General features: G+C 32.6%; 12 protein-coding genes. 10 read left to right on the top strand and 2 right to left on the bottom strand.

What is annotated here, in order from left to right:
• Position 1 precedes the first annotated feature (1 nt).
• Together IR010_RS05230 and IR010_RS05225 are read left to right on the top strand one after the other, a co-directional pair.
• Positions 2-406 carry a sugar 3,4-ketoisomerase gene (locus IR010_RS05230; protein WP_194602168.1) on the top strand — a complete coding sequence of 135 codons (405 nt, stop codon included), beginning with the start codon at positions 2-4 and terminating at the stop codon, positions 404-406.
• Positions 403-1506, top strand: coding sequence for a glycosyltransferase family 4 protein (locus IR010_RS05225; protein ID WP_194602165.1), 1104 nt, complete (start codon positions 403-405; stop codon positions 1504-1506). Before IR010_RS05230 ends, IR010_RS05225 begins: the two co-directional genes overlap by 4 nt.
• On the opposite strand, the gene IR010_RS05220 is transcribed toward IR010_RS05225, so the two are convergent.
• Both IR010_RS05220 and IR010_RS05215 read right to left on the bottom strand, forming a co-directional pair.
• Positions 1483-2352, bottom strand: coding sequence for a glycosyltransferase family 2 protein (locus IR010_RS05220; RefSeq protein ID WP_194602163.1), 870 nt, complete (start codon positions 2350-2352; stop codon positions 1483-1485). The genes IR010_RS05225 and IR010_RS05220 overlap by 24 nt on opposite strands.
• Positions 2352-3035 (bottom strand): cell division ATP-binding protein FtsE, encoded by a 684-nt coding sequence (locus IR010_RS05215; protein WP_029268776.1) that lies wholly within the window; start codon positions 3033-3035, stop codon positions 2352-2354. Before IR010_RS05215 ends, IR010_RS05220 begins: the two co-directional genes overlap by 1 nt.
• 290 nt (positions 3036-3325) lie before the next feature.
• Here IR010_RS05215 and IR010_RS05210 point away from each other — a divergent pair, with 290 nt between their 5' ends.
• The 8 genes from IR010_RS05210 to gyrB all read left to right on the top strand — a co-directional run bounded on the left by IR010_RS05210 (position 3326) and on the right by gyrB (position 19038).
• Positions 3326-6340 (top strand): tetratricopeptide repeat protein, encoded by a 3015-nt coding sequence (locus tag IR010_RS05210; protein ID WP_194602160.1) that lies wholly within the window; start codon positions 3326-3328, stop codon positions 6338-6340.
• Positions 6341-6430: 90 nt separating this feature from the next.
• Positions 6431-7294 carry a PhzF family phenazine biosynthesis protein gene (locus tag IR010_RS05205; protein WP_194602157.1) on the top strand — a complete coding sequence of 288 codons (864 nt, stop codon included), beginning with the start codon at positions 6431-6433 and terminating at the stop codon, positions 7292-7294.
• Between the two features lie 147 nt (positions 7295-7441).
• Positions 7442-9193 carry a hypothetical protein gene (locus IR010_RS05200; protein ID WP_029268782.1) on the top strand — a complete coding sequence of 584 codons (1752 nt, stop codon included), beginning with the start codon at positions 7442-7444 and terminating at the stop codon, positions 9191-9193.
• Positions 9194-9360: 167 nt separating this feature from the next.
• Positions 9361-9810 carry a hypothetical protein gene (locus IR010_RS05195; RefSeq protein WP_194602154.1) on the top strand — a complete coding sequence of 150 codons (450 nt, stop codon included), beginning with the start codon at positions 9361-9363 and terminating at the stop codon, positions 9808-9810.
• Between the two features lie 338 nt (positions 9811-10148).
• Positions 10149-11825, top strand: coding sequence for an asparagine synthase B (gene asnB, locus IR010_RS05190; RefSeq protein ID WP_194567125.1), 1677 nt, complete (start codon positions 10149-10151; stop codon positions 11823-11825).
• A 310-nt stretch (positions 11826-12135) separates the two neighbouring features.
• Positions 12136-13746: an asparagine synthase B gene (gene asnB / locus IR010_RS05185; RefSeq protein ID WP_194567123.1), complete on the top strand. Its 1611-nt coding sequence runs from the start codon at positions 12136-12138 to the stop codon at positions 13744-13746.
• A gap of 260 nt (positions 13747-14006) precedes the next feature.
• Positions 14007-16739, top strand: a complete 2733-nt coding sequence (locus tag IR010_RS05180; RefSeq protein ID WP_194602151.1) for a M16 family metallopeptidase — start codon at positions 14007-14009, stop codon at positions 16737-16739.
• Positions 16740-17097: 358 nt separating this feature from the next.
• Entirely contained in the window at positions 17098-19038 is a 1941-nt protein-coding gene (gene gyrB / locus IR010_RS05175) for a DNA topoisomerase (ATP-hydrolyzing) subunit B (protein ID WP_029268794.1), read from the top strand.
• The last annotated feature ends 16 nt before the right edge of the window (positions 19039-19054 follow it).

Below are 19054 nucleotides of genomic sequence, written 5' to 3'. Positions count from 1 at the left end.
TATGACTACAATTCAAGATATAACAGTCCTTAAAATTCCGGTTGTAGAAGATTTGAAAGGAAATTTAGCGTTCATTCAAAACGATATTCTTCCGTTTGAATTTAAGCGTGTTTACTATCTTTTTGATGTTCCGAGTTCTGCTTTTCGTGGCGGACACTCGCATATCGAACAACACGAAGTTTTAATAGCTTTAAGCGGCAGTTTTGAGGTGAAAGTGAATGATGGAACCAGTAAAAGAAGCTTTTTATTGAATAAACCCAATATAGGTTTGCATTTGCCACAAGGAATCTGGAGAGAATTAGAAAATTTTTCGTCAGGCTCCGTTTGTCTGGTTTTGGCTTCAGATGTGTTTGAAGAAACAGATTATATAAGGGATTTTGGAACTTTTTTGATTTCTAAAAAATGAAACTCCTTTACATTGTTCCCAAAATAAAAAATGCTGGCGGAGTGGCTAGGGTTTTGTCTATAAAAGCAAATTATTTTATAGAGAATTTTGGGTATGAAGTTCATATTTTATCTCAAAACGAAGAAACGGATTTGTCTTTTTATAATTTTAGTTCTAAAGTTGTATTTCATAATATGATTTTGAAAGGCAATACTTTTCAGTTTTTAAAATCATATAAGAAAGAAGTAAAGCAAAAAATAAAACAGATTAATCCAGATGTAATTTTAGTTGCAGATAATGGTTTAAAAGCTTTTGTTTTTCCATTTATAATCAAAACCAAAACTCCCATTGTATTTGAATGTCACGGTTCTAAATTTATTGAAGAACAAAGTCAGAAAACTAATTTATTATCCAAATTAATTCAAAAATTAAAATATAGATTCAAAGATTTTGCAGTTAGAAGATTTACTAAAATAGTAGCTTTATCTGATGAAAGTTTAAAAGAATGGAATGTTGAAAATGGCGTTGTAATTCCGAATCCGTCTTGGATTCAGACCGAAAATTTTTCTGATTTAAAAAATAAAAAAGTGATTACGGCTGCCCGAAATTCATATGAAAAAGGATTAGACCGTTTGTTGTTAATTTGGAAGAAAGCTGGTGAAAAACACCCAGATTGGACTTTGGATATTTACACAGATGATATCCAATCTTTAGAGAAAAAAGCAATTAGCTTGGGAATAAAATCTGGAATAAATTATTTCAAATTTGTAAATAATATTGAAGAGAATTATCTAGAAGCTTCCATTTACGCTATGACTTCAAGAACCGAAGGCTTTCCGATGGTTTTGTTAGAAGCTATGGCTTTGGGTTTGCCTTGTATTGCTTATGATTGCCCGATTGGCCCAAGAACCATAATTACAAATGCTGAAAATGGTATTTTAATTCCTGATAATAATGAGGAAATGTTTGTAGAAAAGCTGTCTTTTTTAATTGAAAATGAAGAAGTGAGGTCGAAATTTAGTTTGAATGCGAAAAAAACTTCACAACAATTTAATATTGATAAAGTAATGAAGAAGTGGGAAACTTTTTTAGAAAATTTAAATCTTGGCAATAGTTTTTAAATTGCAAAAACACCCCAGTTTATAGAGGTCAAATAGGAGTAAAGAAGGTTTTTGAGATAACAAATTTCGTTCGATTTTCTTTTGATTTGTATTAAAAAGAAAAGCTGAAAAACGAATTAGTTTTAGCTTTTTTAAAAGTTCAAAAGCTTTTATGATTTTACTTTCTTCTTTGGAGATTTTCCTTGAATTATAAAGAAAAACCAAGTTTTCTAAAGCTGTTTTAGTTTTCTTTAAAAATAAAATGGAAGTTTCTAAATTCAAATGATAAGTGGGATTATCTATTTGTAAAAATTGAAAATGATTTGATTTTAAAACCGAAAAAAAGAGCAAATCTTCATAACCATATTTTGTGATCGATTCATCAAAAGGATATTGAAGAAAAACTTCTTTTTTAATTAATAAATTAGAAGTCAAAACAGAAACAGCTTCTCTTTTCTTCCCGTAAATCCAACGTAAAAGCTGTTCTTTTTCAGGCTTTTTATCTTCATACATGATGCCGCCAAAAAAGATATTTTTAGTTGCAGTTGAAATTAAATCAGCATACTTTTTAATAAAATTATTTGCAGTCGGGAAAGTATCACAATCTAAAATTAACAGCCAATTGTATTTTGCTTTTAACGCTAATGAGTTGATATTTTTTCCTCTTCCCAAATTCCGTTCATTTACAAAAAAAGAAGAATTGGAAATAAGATTAATTTCTTGATTTAGAATGTTTTCTTGAGAGTTTGAAGCGTCGTCTTGGCAAAGAATTTCAAAAGTAATTCCATTAAAATTACATTGCTTTACAAGTTCAGTAACTAGCGGTAAAGCATTATAATTATAAACCGGAATTAAAATGGAAAGCATTACACGCTTCTTTGCACTACTTCAAAAATTCTTTCATCTTCACATTTTAAAGTTTTAGATGGGAATTTCATCAACAAAGCATAATCGTGAGTCGCCATGATAACCGTTTTTCCGTTGGCGTTAATTTTTTTCAATACTTCTAGCACCTCAGAACTCGTTTGCGGATCAAGATTTCCGGTTGGTTCATCGGCTAAAATAAATTCAGGATCATTCAGCAAAGCTCTTGCAATTGCAACACGCTGTTGTTCTCCTCCAGAAAGTTGGTGAGGCATTTTGTTTACAAAATCTTTCATGCCTACTTTATCCAAAACTTCGTCAATTTTATGTTCCATTGCTTCTTTTTCAGACCATCCAGTTGCTTTTAAGACAAAAAGCATGTTGTCTTTTACAGAACGGTCTGGAAGCAATTTAAAGTCTTGAAATACGATTCCGATTTTACGTCTTAAATACGGAATTTCACTTTCTTTTAAAGCAGCCAAATCAAATTCAACTATATGGCCTTCTCCTTCTGTTAAAGGAAGATCTCCGTACAAAGTTTTCATGAAACTACTTTTTCCTGAACCCGTTTTTCCGATAATATAGATGAATTCACCGTGTTGAACATCTAAATTAATATGAGATAAAATTTTTCTTCCTTCTTGATATATAGTGACTTCTTTAAGAGATAGTACGATTTGTGACATAGTAAAATTGATTTGATTTGTAAAAGTAATAAGATAACGCTTGGATTCAAAATAAATTTGAATCATTTCTGAATAAAAATTTCAAACCATATAAGTCATCTAAGTTCATCATCAGAGAATAATATAGAAGCATCTAATTTATAATTAATTAAATGACCTCAATGGTTAAACTTAATCTGTAAGAACGGTCTAAAATCACGACTATTTAAAAAAAAGTTTATAATAAAAGCCAGAAACGTTTCGTTATAGACGGTATAAAATGATACATTTGAATACTAAATATAATTGCAATGCGTAAATTTTCCTGGTTCTTTTTATTCCAAATAATCCTTATTTCGACCACAGTTTCGGCACAAAAATCAGCTATTTACACTTACGACTTAAAGGATTTTGACAAAGCACTGACTTTATATAATGACAAACAATATGCTTCGGCACAACTTATTTTTGAGCATGTAAAAAACAATGCAACAACTGAAGAAGTTCAGTCAGATTGTGCTTATTACATTGCCAATTGTGCTATTAGAACCAATAAGGCAAATGCCGATGCCTTGATGGAAAAATTTGTAAATGATTATCCAACAAGTACAAAGCAAAATCAAGCTTACATCGAAGTGGCTCAGTTTTACTTCGAGCAGGGAAATTACCCAAAAGCTTTGCAATGGTTTGATAAAGTCGATGAAAGCTACATGAGCAAATCGGATTCGGATAAATTTAATTTCCAAAAAGGTTACAGTTATTTCAATGCCAAAAAGAAAAAAGAAGCGACTACTTATTTTAACAAGGTAGTGAATTCTCCTGAATTTGGTTCTCAAGCCAAGTATTATTTAGGATTTATGGCTTACGAAGGCGATGATTATAAAGAGGCTACCAAATATTTTGACGAAGTTTCAGGCGAGGAAAAATACAAAGAAAAGCTTTCGTATTATCAGGCTGATATGAATTTCAAATTAGGAAATTTTCAAAAAGCTATTGATTTAGGTCAAACTGCAATGGTTAAATCGAATGCGATTGAAAAATCAGAACTTAATAAAATTATCGGAGAAAGTTATTTCAATTTAAAGCAATACGGAAAAGCGATTCCGTTTTTAGAGCAATACGAAGGTAAAAAAGGAAAGTGGAATAATACTGATTTCTATCAATTAGGTTATGCTTATTATGAGCAAAAGGAGTATGAAAAAGCAATTTCTCAATTCAATAAAATTATTGAAGGAAAAGATTTCGTTGCACAAAATGCTTACTACCATTTAGGCTTAAGTTATTTGAATACCGGTAAAAAACAAGAAGCATTAAATGCATTTAAAAACGCTTCTGAAATGGAATTTAATGCGCAGATTCAAGAAGATGCTGCTTTAAATTATGCAAAATTGAGTTATGAAATAGGAAATGCTTACCAAACTGTTCCTGGAATTTTGCTTGATTTCTTGAAAAAATATCCAAACAATTCAAGTAAATCTGAAATAGAAAAGTTATTGGTCGATTCTTATATTTCGTCTAAAAACTATAAAGAAGCTTTAATTTTATTAGAGAAAAACAGATCTGCCGAAAATAAGGCAGCTTATCAAAAAGTGCTTTTTTACAGAGGTTTAGAATTGTATAATGAATCAAATTATTCAGAAGCAGGAAAAATGTTTAAAAGCGCTGTCAGCGAACAAAAAACACCTGAATTTACAGCTCGCGCTACTTTTTGGAAAGCTGAAACAGAATACGTTACAGATGACTTTCAGAATGCTTTATTAAGCTACAAACAGTTTGCTGGACTTGCAGCAGCCAAATCAACTGATGAATATAAAAATATCAATTATAATATTGGCTACACCTATTTTAAATTGAAAGAATACGATCAGGCTGCGAACTCCTTTCAAGCTCAGATTGACAATTCAAAAGAAGACAAAGTACGTTTAAATGATTCGTATTTGCGTTTAGGAGATTGCCGTTTTGTAAGTGCAAAATATGCTCAGGCGAATGAAGCTTATGCAAAAGCGATTGAGGCAAAAGGAGTTGATGCTGATTATGCTCAATTTCAAAAAGCAATTTCATACGGTTTTATGTCTAAAAATGACAAGAAAGTTGACGAACTGAATAATTTTCTTCAGATGTACAAAAAATCAGAATATCGTGATGATGCTTTGTATGAATTAGGAAATACGTATGTAGCAGAGAAAAAGAACGATCAGGCGATTAAAACGTACGATCAGCTGATTTCAGAGTATAAAAACGGATCATTTACTTCAAAATCTATTTTAAAACAAGGTCTGATTTATTACAACTCAGATCGTGACGAGCAGGCTTTAGTGAAATTCAAAAAAGTAGCGGCTGAGTTTCCAAAAACTCCAGAAGCTTTAGAGGCAGTTTCTACAGCAAGATTAATTTATGTTGATTCTGGAAAAGTAGATGAATATGCAACTTGGGTGCGTACGTTAGATTTTGTTTCGGTTACAGATGCTGAGTTAGATAACGATACTTATGATGCGGCTTTCAAACAATACAGTCAAAATAACAGCAAACTTGCAATTACAGGTTTTATGGGTTATGTGAATAAATTTCCATCAGGAATGCATTCTTTAGAAGCTAATTTTTACTTAGCACAATTGTATTATGCTGAAGGTTCAGAAACTAAATCAGTGCCTAATTATCAATATGTAATTGATCAGCCAAGAAATGAATTTACAGAACAATCATTAAATAGGTTGGCTCAAATTTTCCTAAAAGCTAAAGATTGCGACAAATCGATTCCGGTCTTGACACGCTTAGAAAATGAAGCTGATTTTCCGCAAAATAAAAACTTTGCTCAAGCTAATTTGATGAAATGTTATTATGATAAGAAAGATTATAGCAACTCAGTAATTTTTGCAGACAAGGTTTTGCAGAACCCAAAAGCCGATGTGAATGTAAAAGCAGATGCACAGATTATTGTAGCACGCGCAGCAATGCAGACTGGAGATGAAGATAAAGCTAAATCGGCTTACGCTAAATTATCAGCAACTTCAAAAGGAGAATTAGCGGCAGAAGCGTTGTATTACGACGCGTACTTTAAAACAAAAGAAGGCAAATTTGATGCTTCGAATGTTTCTGTTCAAAAATTAGCAAAGAATTATTCGGCTTATAAATATTACGGAGCGAAGAGTTTAGTTTTAATGGCGAAAAACTTTTACGGATTAAAAGACAGTTATCAGGCAACTTATATTTTAGATAACGTAATAAACAATTTTACAGATTATCCAGATGTCGTTGAAGAAGCCAAAAAAGAATTAAGCGCTATTAAATTAGAAGAATCTAAAACCAATTCGTCTATTAATAAATAGTCTGATGTAAAATGTGAGATGTAAAAATGTGAAATGTATACAAAACAAACATTTTACATTTCACAAAATCATTTCACCAATAAAAAAATCATGAGTTTACCTTTTTATATAATTGATGTTTTTGCTGATAAGAAATATGCTGGAAATCAGCTGGCCGTTTTTTTGGATGCAGAAAATTTGAGTTCAGAAGAAATGCAAAATATTGCTCGCGAAATTAATTTTGCAGAAAGCACTTTTGTTACCAAACTCGATAGGGAAAATAATAAAGCAGCGATTAAAATATTTACACCATCTCAAGAAATGCAGTTTGCGGGTCATCCGATAATTGGAACTTCATGGGTTTTGATTAATAAGATATTTGATAACTCGCCTGAAAATATAAAATTGAATGTTCCGATCGGAGAAATTCCAATTCATCAAACGGAAGATTTAATTTGGTTAAAAGCAGCACAGCCGAAATTTTGGGATATTTTTTCGAAAGAAGATTTCACGTTATTCAGTAATCTGAAAAAAGAAGATTTTGAAAACCAATTTCCAATTCAGGAAGTTACAACAGGGAGTGCCTTTGTAATGGTTGGATTGAGCAATAAAAAAGCGCTCGAAAATTTAGTTTTAGATAAAGATAAAACAGATCAATGGCTGAAAAAGAATTGTAAAACAACGCACAGAGGCTTGTATTTTTATTATTTAGAAGGCTCAAAATTGTTTAGCAGAATGTTGTGTATCGAGCACAATCAATTAGTAGAAGATGCCGCCACAGGAAGTGCCAGTACATGCCTTCAGGCTTTTCTATTAAAATATCATAAACCTGAATTTGAATTAATCAATTATCAGGGAGATTATATAAATCGTCCGTCCCAAATTTATTTTAAAGGAAAAGTAAAGGACAATTTGTTTGATATTGAAATTGGAGGAAAAGCGCAATTTGTTGCAAAAGGCGAGTGGGAAAACTAGAAAATAGAGCCAAGAACAAAGATTTTAGAAAATAGAATATAGATTTTAGAAAAAGAAAATAGAGTCAAGAAATAAGAAAATTGTAGAAAGAGAGAGAAGTATATTCTCTTTATTCGATTTTCTTTTCTCTGAAAAAAATAAAGAAATATGAAAATTAATTGCCAAAATAAAATTATCATTTTACTGCTGTTGTTTGTTGTTCAGCTTTCGTTTTCTCAAAAGAAAAATGAAACAATTGGAACTGAAACGGTAAACGTAGTAAAACCATATTCGCCAACAATATCTGATGCGTTTAAAGTAAAGGAAACACCTTCGCTTGACGATTCAGGAAATCAGCCTAAAGAAACTATTAAATATAGTATTCTGTCTGTTCCTGTTGCATCGACTTTTACCCCTTCAAAAGGGAAAGCTGAAGGTGTTGAAAAATCTAAAAAAGAAAGATTGTTTAATAATTATGCTACTTTAGGAGTTGGAAATTACGGAACACTGAATGCAGAATTATTTGTAACACAAGATTTAGGTAATAATGATTATGTGGCTGGAATGTTTCGTCATCATTCGTCTCAGGGCGGAATTAAAGATGTGAACCTAAACGACGAATTTTATGATACTGCCTTAAATGTTGGTTATGGCGTAAACAATCGTGATATGTCATGGAGTGTCGATTTGGGTTATCAAAATCAAATATACAATTGGTACGGATTGCCGGCTGATTTCGGAATGACTTTACCACCAGAACAGCAGGAAGATTTAATTAGGGGAATTAACCCAAATCATTCTTATAACACGATTTCATTAGGAGGAAACATCGAATTTAATGAAGGGATTTTTAATAAAATTTCAACCAGATTTACACACTTTTCAGATAGTTTTTCTTCTTCAGAAAATCGTTTTTATTTGAAACCTTCATTTAAAGTGGATGTAATGGATCAATCAATAAACACAAATATTATCGTAGATCACGTTAGCGGATCTTTTGAAAATAATTATGCTTTAACGAATATTGAACCTGTAAAATACAGTTTGACTAATTTTGGAATTGAACCAAGTTTTGTGGTTCATGAAAACGATTGGACATTAGAATTAGGAGCTGGATTATTTTACGGCTTAGATTCTGAGAACAGTGGCAACAAATTTTATATTTATCCAAAAGTAAATGCTTCGTATAAATTAGTAGGCGATTTAATGATTTTTTACACAGGTGTAAATGGTAGTTTAAATCAAAATTCTTATGCTGATTTTGTTACTGACAATCCGTTTTTATCTCCAACTTTAAATATGAGACCAAGCAGTACTCAATATAATGTTTTTGCTGGATTAAAAGGAAAATTAGCCAATAATATCAGTTATAATTTGACAGGTTCATATTTGAATGAAAAAGATAAAGCATTGTTTAAAAGCAATGATTATACAGAAGATTTTTCAAATCAAAATTATGCCTTTGGAAACTCGTTTGGAGTGGTTTATGATGACGTAAGAACACTTCGTTTTTATGCAGAATTAAAAGCTGATTTCTCTCAAAATGTTTCTTTCGGAATCAACGGAACTTTTAATAGTTATAAAACAGACGGTTTAGAAGCTTGGAACTTGCCATCGATGAAATTAAGCTCAAATTTAGATGTAAATATTACAAAACAATGGTATGCTGGTTTGAATGTTTTCTTTGTTGGAGAACGTAAAGATATGCAGACTAATTTTGATGTGGCAACTCTTGGAGTTCCGGTTACTTTAAAAAGTTATTTTGATGCAAATGCACATTTAGGATACAAATATAACGAACGTTTGACTTTCTTTTTGAAATTGAATAATATTGGGAATCAAGCCTACGAAAGATGGTTGAACTACCCAGTTCAAGGATTCCAAGTTTTAGTTGGAGGAAATTATAAATTCGATTTTTAAGAAGGTTTTGCCAGGAAGAAACTAAGGCACAAAGTTTTTTATAAAAGTGCCTTTCAGCCATGAGTTCATGAATTTTTTGGAGTAAATTCGTGAATTCGTGGCTATTTTTTTTTGCATCCTCAAAAACCTTTGCATCTTTGTAACTCAGAACCTCACTATTCAAAAAAATGACTTTCAAACAAAAAATACATTCTTATTATTTGCAAATGGTTCAAGATCGAATAGATGTTTTTAGAGACATGATTTCGGCTTTGACAGAAGATTCTAAAAATGATGCAAAAGGTTCTGCCGGAGACAAACACGAAACTGCTTTGTCTATGATGCATATCGAACAAGAAAAATTGACAAATAAACTAAAAGAAGCTATAAATCAAAAAGCAATTTTAGATAAAATAGATGATGCTAAAATTACTGAAAACATCATTTCTGGAAGTTTGGTTAAGGCTAACGGAATTTATTTATATGTAAGTGTAGCATTGCCAAAAATTACCATTGACGGTATTAATGTTATTGCACTTTCTCCACAATCTCCTTTGGGTTCGCATTTAATGGGAAATAAAGTTGGGTTTCAATTCGAAATTAATAAGACTCATTACATTATTCAAAGTATTGAATAGTTTAAATTAACCTTGTGACAAGTTTGAAAATATTGAGCATAAAATAATTTCAAAATAAGATTTGTCCTTCCTATTGAAAATTCTTTACCGTTTATTTTAAATCTTAAGATTTAATTCAAAGATTTCTTCAAAACCTTCAATTTAACTCGTGGTTTGGCCTGAAAATTGAAATTTTCAAGTTCAAGGCTTTTTTTGCTGTTAAAATTTTACATTTTATATGTAAAAACAAAACAATGATTTAAAATTATAACTGAAATGCGTATTTGTGTTTTTCAATTATAACCAATACTGCATCTTTGCCCTATCAAAATAAAATTTAAAAATAAAAATATATAGTTATGTGTGGAATCGTATGTGCCTTTGATCTAAAACAAAAAGCCGAAACCTTAAGACCTCAAGTATTAGAAATGTCTAAAATCATTCGTCACCGCGGACCAGACTGGAGCGGTATTTACAGTAATGATAAAGCAATTTTATCTCATGAGCGTTTGGCAATTGTAGATCCAGCTTCAGGAAAACAACCTTTATTTACAGAAGATAAAAAATTGGTTTTGGCTGCAAATGGTGAAATTTACAACCACAGAGAATTGCGTAAACAATTTGAAGGAAAATATAACTTTCAAACTGAAAGCGACTGCGAGGTTATCTTGGCTCTTTACAAAGAAAAAGGACCTGATTTCGTGGATGAAATGAACGGAATCTTTGGATTTGCAATTTATGATGTTGAGAAAGACGAGTATTTTATTGCCCGCGATCATATGGGAATTATTCCATTATATATTGGATGGGATCAGGATGGAACTTTTTATGTAGCATCTGAGCTAAAAGCATTAGAAGGATATTGCACAAAAATTCAATTGTTTCCTCCAGGACATTATATGACAAGCAAGGACGGAGAATTTGTACAATGGTACAAAAGAGACTGGACAGAATACGATGCTGTAAAAGACAACGAAACAAGTATTCCTGCTATTAAAGAAGCTTTAGAAGCGGCAGTTCACAGACAATTGATGAGTGACGTTCCTTATGGAGTTTTGCTTTCTGGAGGTCTAGATTCGTCTATCACTTCGGCTGTTGCCAAAAAATTTGCACAAAAACGTATTGAGTCTGATGATACTACAGAGGCTTGGTATCCACAATTGCACTCTTTTTCAGTTGGATTAGATGGTTCACCTGATTTAGCAGCTGCTCAAATTGTTGCAAAGCATATCGGAACGATTCACCACGAAATTAAATTTACAATTCAAGAAGGTTTAGATGCGGTTCGTGATGTTATTTACAACTTAGAAACGTATGATGTTACTACAGTTAGAGCTTCAACTCCTATGTGGTTAATGGCTAGAGTTATTAAATCAATGGGAATTAAAATGGTATTGTCTGGAGAAGGCGCAGATGAGTTATTTGGAGGCTATTTGTATTTCCACAAAGCGCCAAATGCTAGAGAATTTCATGAAGAAAACGTTCGTAAATTAGGAAAACTTCATATGTACGATTGTTTGCGTGCCAACAAAAGTTTAGCAGCTTGGGGAATCGAAGGCCGTGTTCCTTTCTTAGACAAAGAATTTATGGATGTTGCAATGCGCATCAATCCACAAGATAAAATGATCAACAAAGAACACCCGATGGAAAAATGGGTAGTTCGTAAAGCTTTTGAAGATATGCTTCCAGAAAGTGTTGCATGGAGACAAAAAGAACAATTTTCTGATGGTGTAGGATACAGCTGGATTGACACTTTGAAAGAAGTTGTAGCTAAAGAAGTTTCAGATGAACAATTGGCAAATGCGAGATATAAATTCCCGCTTCAAACGCCAACTTCTAAAGAAGAATATTACTATCGTTCTATTTTTGCTGAACATTTCCCAAGTGATGCGGCCGCTTTATGCGTACCTCAGGAAGCAAGTGTTGCCTGCAGTACAAAAATCGCTTTAGAGTGGGATGAAGCTTTCAAAAACATGAACGATCCGTCAGGCAGAGCTGTAGCAAGTGTACATGACGATGCCTATGCCAAAGTATAATAATTAATTTTTGAATTTAGTATATATTAAGCAAAGACGTTCTCCTCGAGAACGTCTTTTGTGTCTTAAATTGTTAAATTCTATTATTTCAACTACTTAAAAATAATTTTCGGCAATTATTTGGCTTTACTTTTTTATATTTGGCATTTGCTTAAATAAAGTTAAATCGGTGAGATTATAATATTGATAGTAAAGAAAAATAGAAAATAATATTAGTTTTGCGAAATATTGCATAATTATAATCAGTTTTATAAGTCTTCGCTTTATTTGGGAAGCGATTAAAAAAATAATAAATAAAAAATAGAAGAGTATGTCTGGATTATTGGCCGTTATTGGTAAAGGAAAAGACCCGCAACTCGTAAAAGAGCTTTCTAACAGAATGTCACATCGAGGGCCTGATGAACGTGACTTGCATATTATGGATAACGGCAGTGTTATTTGCCATGAAAGTTTATCAATTATTGATTTGCATTCTGGAAAACAGCCAATTCAAGGAACAAACCGAGCTTGGATGGTACACGATGGTGAGATTTATAATTATCAGGAATTAAAAAACACGGTTTTAAAAGAACATACATTTAGAACGCAATCCGATTCTGAAGTGATCGTGCATTTGTATGAGGAATTCGGTTATAATTTCTGTAACAAACTTGATGGAGATTTTGCTTTCGTCATAATTGACGGTGATGATTATATTGCAGGAAGAGACCCGATTGGTGTGAAGCCTTTGTATTATGGTTTAGATGAAAGAGGAAGAATTTATTTTTCTTCAGAAATGAAATCAATTGCAGATCAATGTAAATCATTTTCGACTTTTCCTCCGGGACATTATTATACTGCTAAAACAGGTTTTGTAAAATATTACCAGCCTGAATACGAAGATCACAGAAATGCGGTTGAAAATCTTGATTTAGATTTAATACGCGAAACTTTAATCGAGGCGGTTCGTAAACGTTTAATGAGCGAAGTTCCAGTTGGAGTTGTGTTATCAGGCGGTTTAGATACTTCTTTAATTTCATCAATTGCTTCGAGATTGTTAAAAGATAAAGGCGAAAAGCTGCATTCGTTTTCTATTGGTTTAGATGCAGATGCTCCTGATAATAAAGCTGCAAGAATAGCAGCGGCGTTTTTAGGAACAGAACATCATGAAGTTCATTTTACGGTAGAAGAAGGGGTCCAGATTTTAGAAAAAGTAATTTATCATATAGAAACTTATGATATTATTTCGGTAAGATCGGGAGTTCCAATGTATTTGCTTTCTAAAGCGATTGCTGAACAAGAAATAAAAGTAGTTTTATCTGGAGAAGGTGCTGATGAGATTTTTGGAGGACATTTGTATTTTAGAAACGCCCCTTCAACAGAAGAATTTCAAGATGAAACAATCGAAAGAGTTCAAAAATTATTTACTGCCGATTTATTGCGTGTGGATAAAACAACAATGGCTCATGGGTTAGAAGCTAGAACTCCTTTTTTAGACGCAGCCTTTTTAGATGTATCAATCCGAATTAAAACAGAGGAGAAACAGCCAAAAACGTATGATGGAATTGAAAAATATATCTTAAGAAAAGCTTTTGATACACCCGAAAACCCGTACTTGCCGGCGGAAGTTTTATGGCGTCAAAAAGAGCAGTTTTCTGACGGAGTTGGTTACAGCTGGGTTGATGAATTGATCGAATATTGTGCTTCTCAAGTTTCAGATGAACAATTGGCTGGCGCTGCTGCTGAATTTCCGTATAATTCGCCAACAACAAAAGAAGCTTATTTATACAGATCCATTTTTCATAAATTTTATCCACAGGTTAGTGCGGCGCAAACGGTTCGCAAATGGATTCCGAAATGGCAAGACAATCTTGATCCGAGCGGAAGAGCAAATGCTGCACACGTAAGAGCTGATGCTTTGAAATCTATTATTAGCATTTAGATTAAATTTAAAAAAAAATTAAATTACAAATCCCAATTAGGAAAGAAATACAAAATCCGAAACTAACATTTGAAATGTTGTTTCGGATTTTTTTTTTAATCAATTTTTGGAATTTCGAATTTCAAAAATTAGAATTTAATATTGCCATTTTATTTTGAGCTAAATTATTAAAACTAAGTTAATTTCAGTTTAGCGTGTTTAGGAAAAATACTATATTTGATTACCAAGAATAATTAAATCCAAATAATTAAACACAATCTATGAGAAACCTAATACTAAGTGGAATTTTGTACTGCTCATTCGTTTCGTTGAGTTCAGTTTATGCGCAAAAAGCTGAAACACCCAAATACATTACAAATGTCGAAGGTGTTAAAGAATATTCATTAAATAATGGATTGAAAGTTCTTTTAATTCCAGATGCTTCTCAAAGCAATATGGTAGTCAATATTGTTTATAGTGTTGGTTCTCGAAATGAAGGATATGGTGAAAAAGGAATGGCGCATTTGTTAGAGCATATGCTTTTTAAAAGCACTAAAAATTTAGGTGACATTAAAAAAATGCTCTCAGACAAAGGAGGAAATGCCAACGGAACAACTTGGTTGGACAGAACTAATTATTACGAAGTTTTTCCGTCAAGCGATGAGAACTTAAAATGGAGCCTTGAAATGGAAGCTGACAGAATGATTAATGCTACTATTTTACAAACTGATCTTGACAAAGAATTTTCAGTAGTAAGAAACGAATTTGAAATAGGAGAAAATAATCCAGATGGTGTTTTGCAGGAAAGAATTCTTTCTGCAGCTTATTTATGGCACAATTACGGCAGAAGCACCATTGGAAGTAAAGAAGATATAGAAAGAGTAAAAGCAAATAGACTTAGAGTTTTTTATGAAAAGTACTATCAGCCAGATAATTCGACTTTAATAATTGCTGGTAAATTTGATGAGCAAAAAGCTTTGCAGTATGTTGGGCAATATTTTGGAGCTATTCCGAAACCTAAAAGAGTTTTGGATAAAACGTATACTATTGAACCAGCACAAGATGGAGAAAAATTTGTAGAGTTAAATAGAGCAGGAGACAGCAAAAATGTTGGAGCCTTATACCATACAGTGCCGTATGCAGATAAAGATTTTGCTGCGATTGATGCGTTGGGTGAAATTCTGACCTCAGATCCATCAGGATATTTATATAAAGCTTTAGTAGAAACCCAAAAAGTTTCAAGTTTGTATGTATGGCAGCCAAATGTTAGAGATGCAAGTTTTATGTATTTTGGAGTTGCAGTCCCAAACGATAAGGATATTAGAACTACAAAAGATATTGTGAGAGGAGAATTGGATAAAATTGCGACGACCAAATACACAGATCAAGATGTAGAGAGAGCTAAAGCGAAGCTTATAAAACAAATAGATGGAATAAAAAATAATACCATTTCTTTTGCTATTAATCTTACCGAAATTATTGGTGCCGGTGACTTTAGATTGGGATATTTGTACAGAGATGCTGTTGAAAAATTGACAAAAGAAGATGTGCAGCGAGTTGCAGAGAAATATTTTAGAAGCAATAATAGAACAGTTGGAATATTTATTCCGTCGAAAGACGAACAAAGAGTAAAATCTATTGAGTATACAGATGAGCAAGTTGTGGCTTTAACGAAAGATTATAAAGGAAAAGCTTTGGAGAAAGAAGCGGCTCCATTTGAAGCTTCGATCAAAAATCTAAAACAAAACTTAACAGAAGGAAAACTTAGCAATGGCTTAAAATACGGATTGATTAAAAAAGAAATAAAAGGAGGGAAAGTTCAGGCTAATTTTAAATTTCCAGTAAGTAACGAAAAAGATTTACAAGGAAAAACAGATGTTGGAGCTATCATGGCACAGCTTCTTAAAACAGGCACTAAAACGAAAAGCAAAGAACAGATTCAGGATCGATTAGATCAATTAAAATCTAGTATCTATTTTAGTTATTCTGGGCAGGTTTTAGGTGTTAGCATCAATACTTACAAGGAGAATTTTAAAGAAGTGATGGAGATTTTAGGCGATTTGCTTGTAAATTCAACTTTTCCACAAAACGAATTAACTAAAACAATTAGTGAATACAATACCTATCTTGAGGCTAATCTTAATGATCCGCAATCTATTGCTGTAAATGAGATAGCAAGACAAACATCTTCGTATCCTAAAGAAAGTATTTTTTATACATCGACAGTTCAGGAACAAATAGATGCTTATAAAAAAATAAAACAATCAGAGCTGGTTGATTTTTATGCAAATATTTTAGGAGGAAACAACGGAGTAGGAAGTGTAGTTGGAGATTTAGAATCAAAATCTACAGTACAAATTTTAGAAAATACTTTTGGAAAGTGGAATTCTAAATCAAAATACGAACTTGCGAAACCTACTTATTTTGAAACTAAAAAACTAGATAAAGATTTTGTTACGCCAGACAAAGAAAATGCTGTAGCGTTAGGAAAAATAAGTTTTAAAATGAACAGAAACAGTGCTGATTTTCCTGCATTTGTTATGGCAAATGAAATTTTAGGAAGCGGTGGTTTTCTGAGTGCTAGAATTCCAATGAGGTTGAGAGAGAAAGAAGGGATAAGTTATGGAGCAGGTTCTTTCATTGATGTGCCTATTACAAATGATGTAGCGTATTGGGAATATTATGCTTTTTTAAATCCGACAAAAAAGAGTGCTGTAGAAGTGGCGACTAAAGAAGAAATTGCAAAAGCGCTAAAAGATGGTTTTACAGATGAAGAGCTAAAATCAAACTTAAAAAGCTGGCAAAATGAAAGAAAAACAAGATTAGGAAATGATGACACTTTGATGAATTTAGTGAATACTTATTTAGAATACGGAATTCCTTTAGAAGATTATGATACTTTAGAAAATAAAGTTAAAGCATTAAAAGTAGAAGAAGTGAATGCTGTTTTAAAGAAATATTTAACCTTAGATAAAATGACATCTGTTTACGCTGGAGATTTTAATAAAAGATAATAAAAAGAAATTCCAAACATCGTGACTTCCAAATTCCAATTGGATTGCATTGTTTGTTAGTTTTAAAATATAAAATCCGAAATGACATTTGGTTGTTTCGGATTTTGTTTTTTTAAAATGGAGTTTCATTATTTGATTTTATATATTGTTTTATCTTTATGAATTTGGAATTTTGGCAAGAATTTGGAATTTGGTTTTTTAAAGACACCAATTTTTTGAATTTGGAATTTATTTTTTGGTTTTTCAGACAATTGTGTTAATAACTTAAGTGCTTTAAATCGTATTTTAACGGATATATAATTTGCGTTTTTATATATTTGCGTGTTAGACAATAATTACATTTTTTAGAATAAATTATATGAGCGAAGAAATCAAGAAGAACAATTATTCAGCAGATAGTATTCAGGCATTAGAAGGAATGGAGCACGTAAGAATGCGTCCGTCGATGTATATTGGAGATGTGGGGGTTCGAGGGCTGCATCATTTGGTTTATGAGGTTGTTGATAACTCTATTGATGAGGCGATGGGCGGACATTGTGATACCATTGGTGTTGCAATTAACGAAGACGGTTCGGTAACAGTTGAAGATAACGGTCGTGGTATTCCAGTTGATTTACATAAAAAAGAGGGAGTTTCTGCTCTTGAGGTAGTAATGACTAAAATTGGTGCCGGAGGTAAATTTGATAAAGATTCTTATAAAGTTTCTGGAGGTTTGCACGGTGTTGGGGTTTCTGTAGTAAATGCACTTTCGGTTCACATGAAATCGACAGTTTTCAGAGACGGAAAAATCTACGAGCAAGAATACGAAAGAGGTAAAGCAATGTATCCGGTAAAACAAATCGGAGAAACAGATAAAAGGGGTACACGTCAGACTTTTTACCCAGACGATACCATCTTTACTCAAACTACAGAGTTCTCTTATGATACGTTATCAGCTCGTATGCGTGAGCTTTCTTTCTTAAACAAAGGAATAACAATCACATTTACAGACAAAAGAGAAGTAGACGAAAAAGGAGAATTTAAAGTTGAAGTTTTTCATTCTGATGAAGGTCTTAAAGAATACATCCGTTATTTAGATGGAAACCGTGAGCCAATTATCTCTCACGTAATCAGCATGGATAACGAAAAAGGTGAAATTCCTGTTGAAGTTGCCTTAATTTACAATACAAGTTATACAGAGAATATTTTCTCATACGTAAATAATATTAATACACATGAAGGAGGAACGCATTTACAAGGTTTTAGAAGTGGTTTAACAAGAACCCTTAAAAAATACGCAGATGCCTCTGGAATGTTGGATAAATTAAAATTCGAAATTGCAGGAGATGATTTCCGTGAAGGTTTAACAGCTATTATTTCTGTAAAAGTTGCGGAACCACAATTCGAAGGTCAGACAAAAACTAAACTTGGAAACAGAGAAGTAGTTTCTCCAGTTTCTCAAGCAGTTGGAGAAATGCTAGAAAATTATTTGGAAGAAAATCCAAATGATGCCCGAATCATTATTCAAAAAGTAATTTTAGCGGCTCAGGCTCGTCATGCGGCGAAAAAAGCACGTGAAATGGTACAACGTAAAACCGTTATGGGCGGTGGAGGATTACCAGGGAAATTATCTGATTGTTCTGAACAAGATCCTGCAAGATGTGAAGTTTATCTTGTCGAGGGAGATTCGGCTGGAGGAACAGCAAAACAAGGTCGTGACCGTAATTTTCAAGCGATTTTGCCATTACGTGGTAAGATTTTGAATGTTGAAAAAGCGATGCACCATAAAGTATTCGAAAACGAAGAGATTCGTAACATTTTCACCGCTTTAGGAGTTACAGTTGGAACCGCAGAAGATAGTAAGGCTTTAAATCTTGAGAAACTAAGATATCATAAGGTAATTATCATGTGTGATGCCGATGTCGATGGTAGTCACATTTCTACCTTAATATTAACGTTCTTCTTCCGTTTTATGAAAGAATTGATCGAAGAAGGTCACGTTTATATTGCAGCGCCGCCTTTATACTTAGTTAAAAAAGGAAATAAAAAAGAATATGCTTGGAATGATGTACAGCGTGATCAAGCTAACGAAAGAATGGGAGGAAGTGCAGCTATCCAACGTTATAAAGGTCTTGGAGAGATGAACGCGGAGCAATTATGGGAAACTACAATGGATCCAAACTTCAGAACTTTACGTCAGGTAACTATTGACAGTTTGGCTGAGGCTGATAGAGTTTTCTCTATGTTAATGGGAGACGAAGTGCCACCACGTAGAGAATTCATTGAGAAAAATGCAGTTTACGCAAATATAGATGCATAACAAAGTTTAACCTTCA

The sequence above is a fragment of the Flavobacterium sp. MR2016-29 genome (assembly GCF_015350695.1).
Lineage (GTDB): Bacteria > Bacteroidota > Bacteroidia > Flavobacteriales > Flavobacteriaceae > Flavobacterium.
Note: the sequence above shows the minus strand (reverse complement) of the source record. Positions and strands in the feature narration are given on the sequence as shown.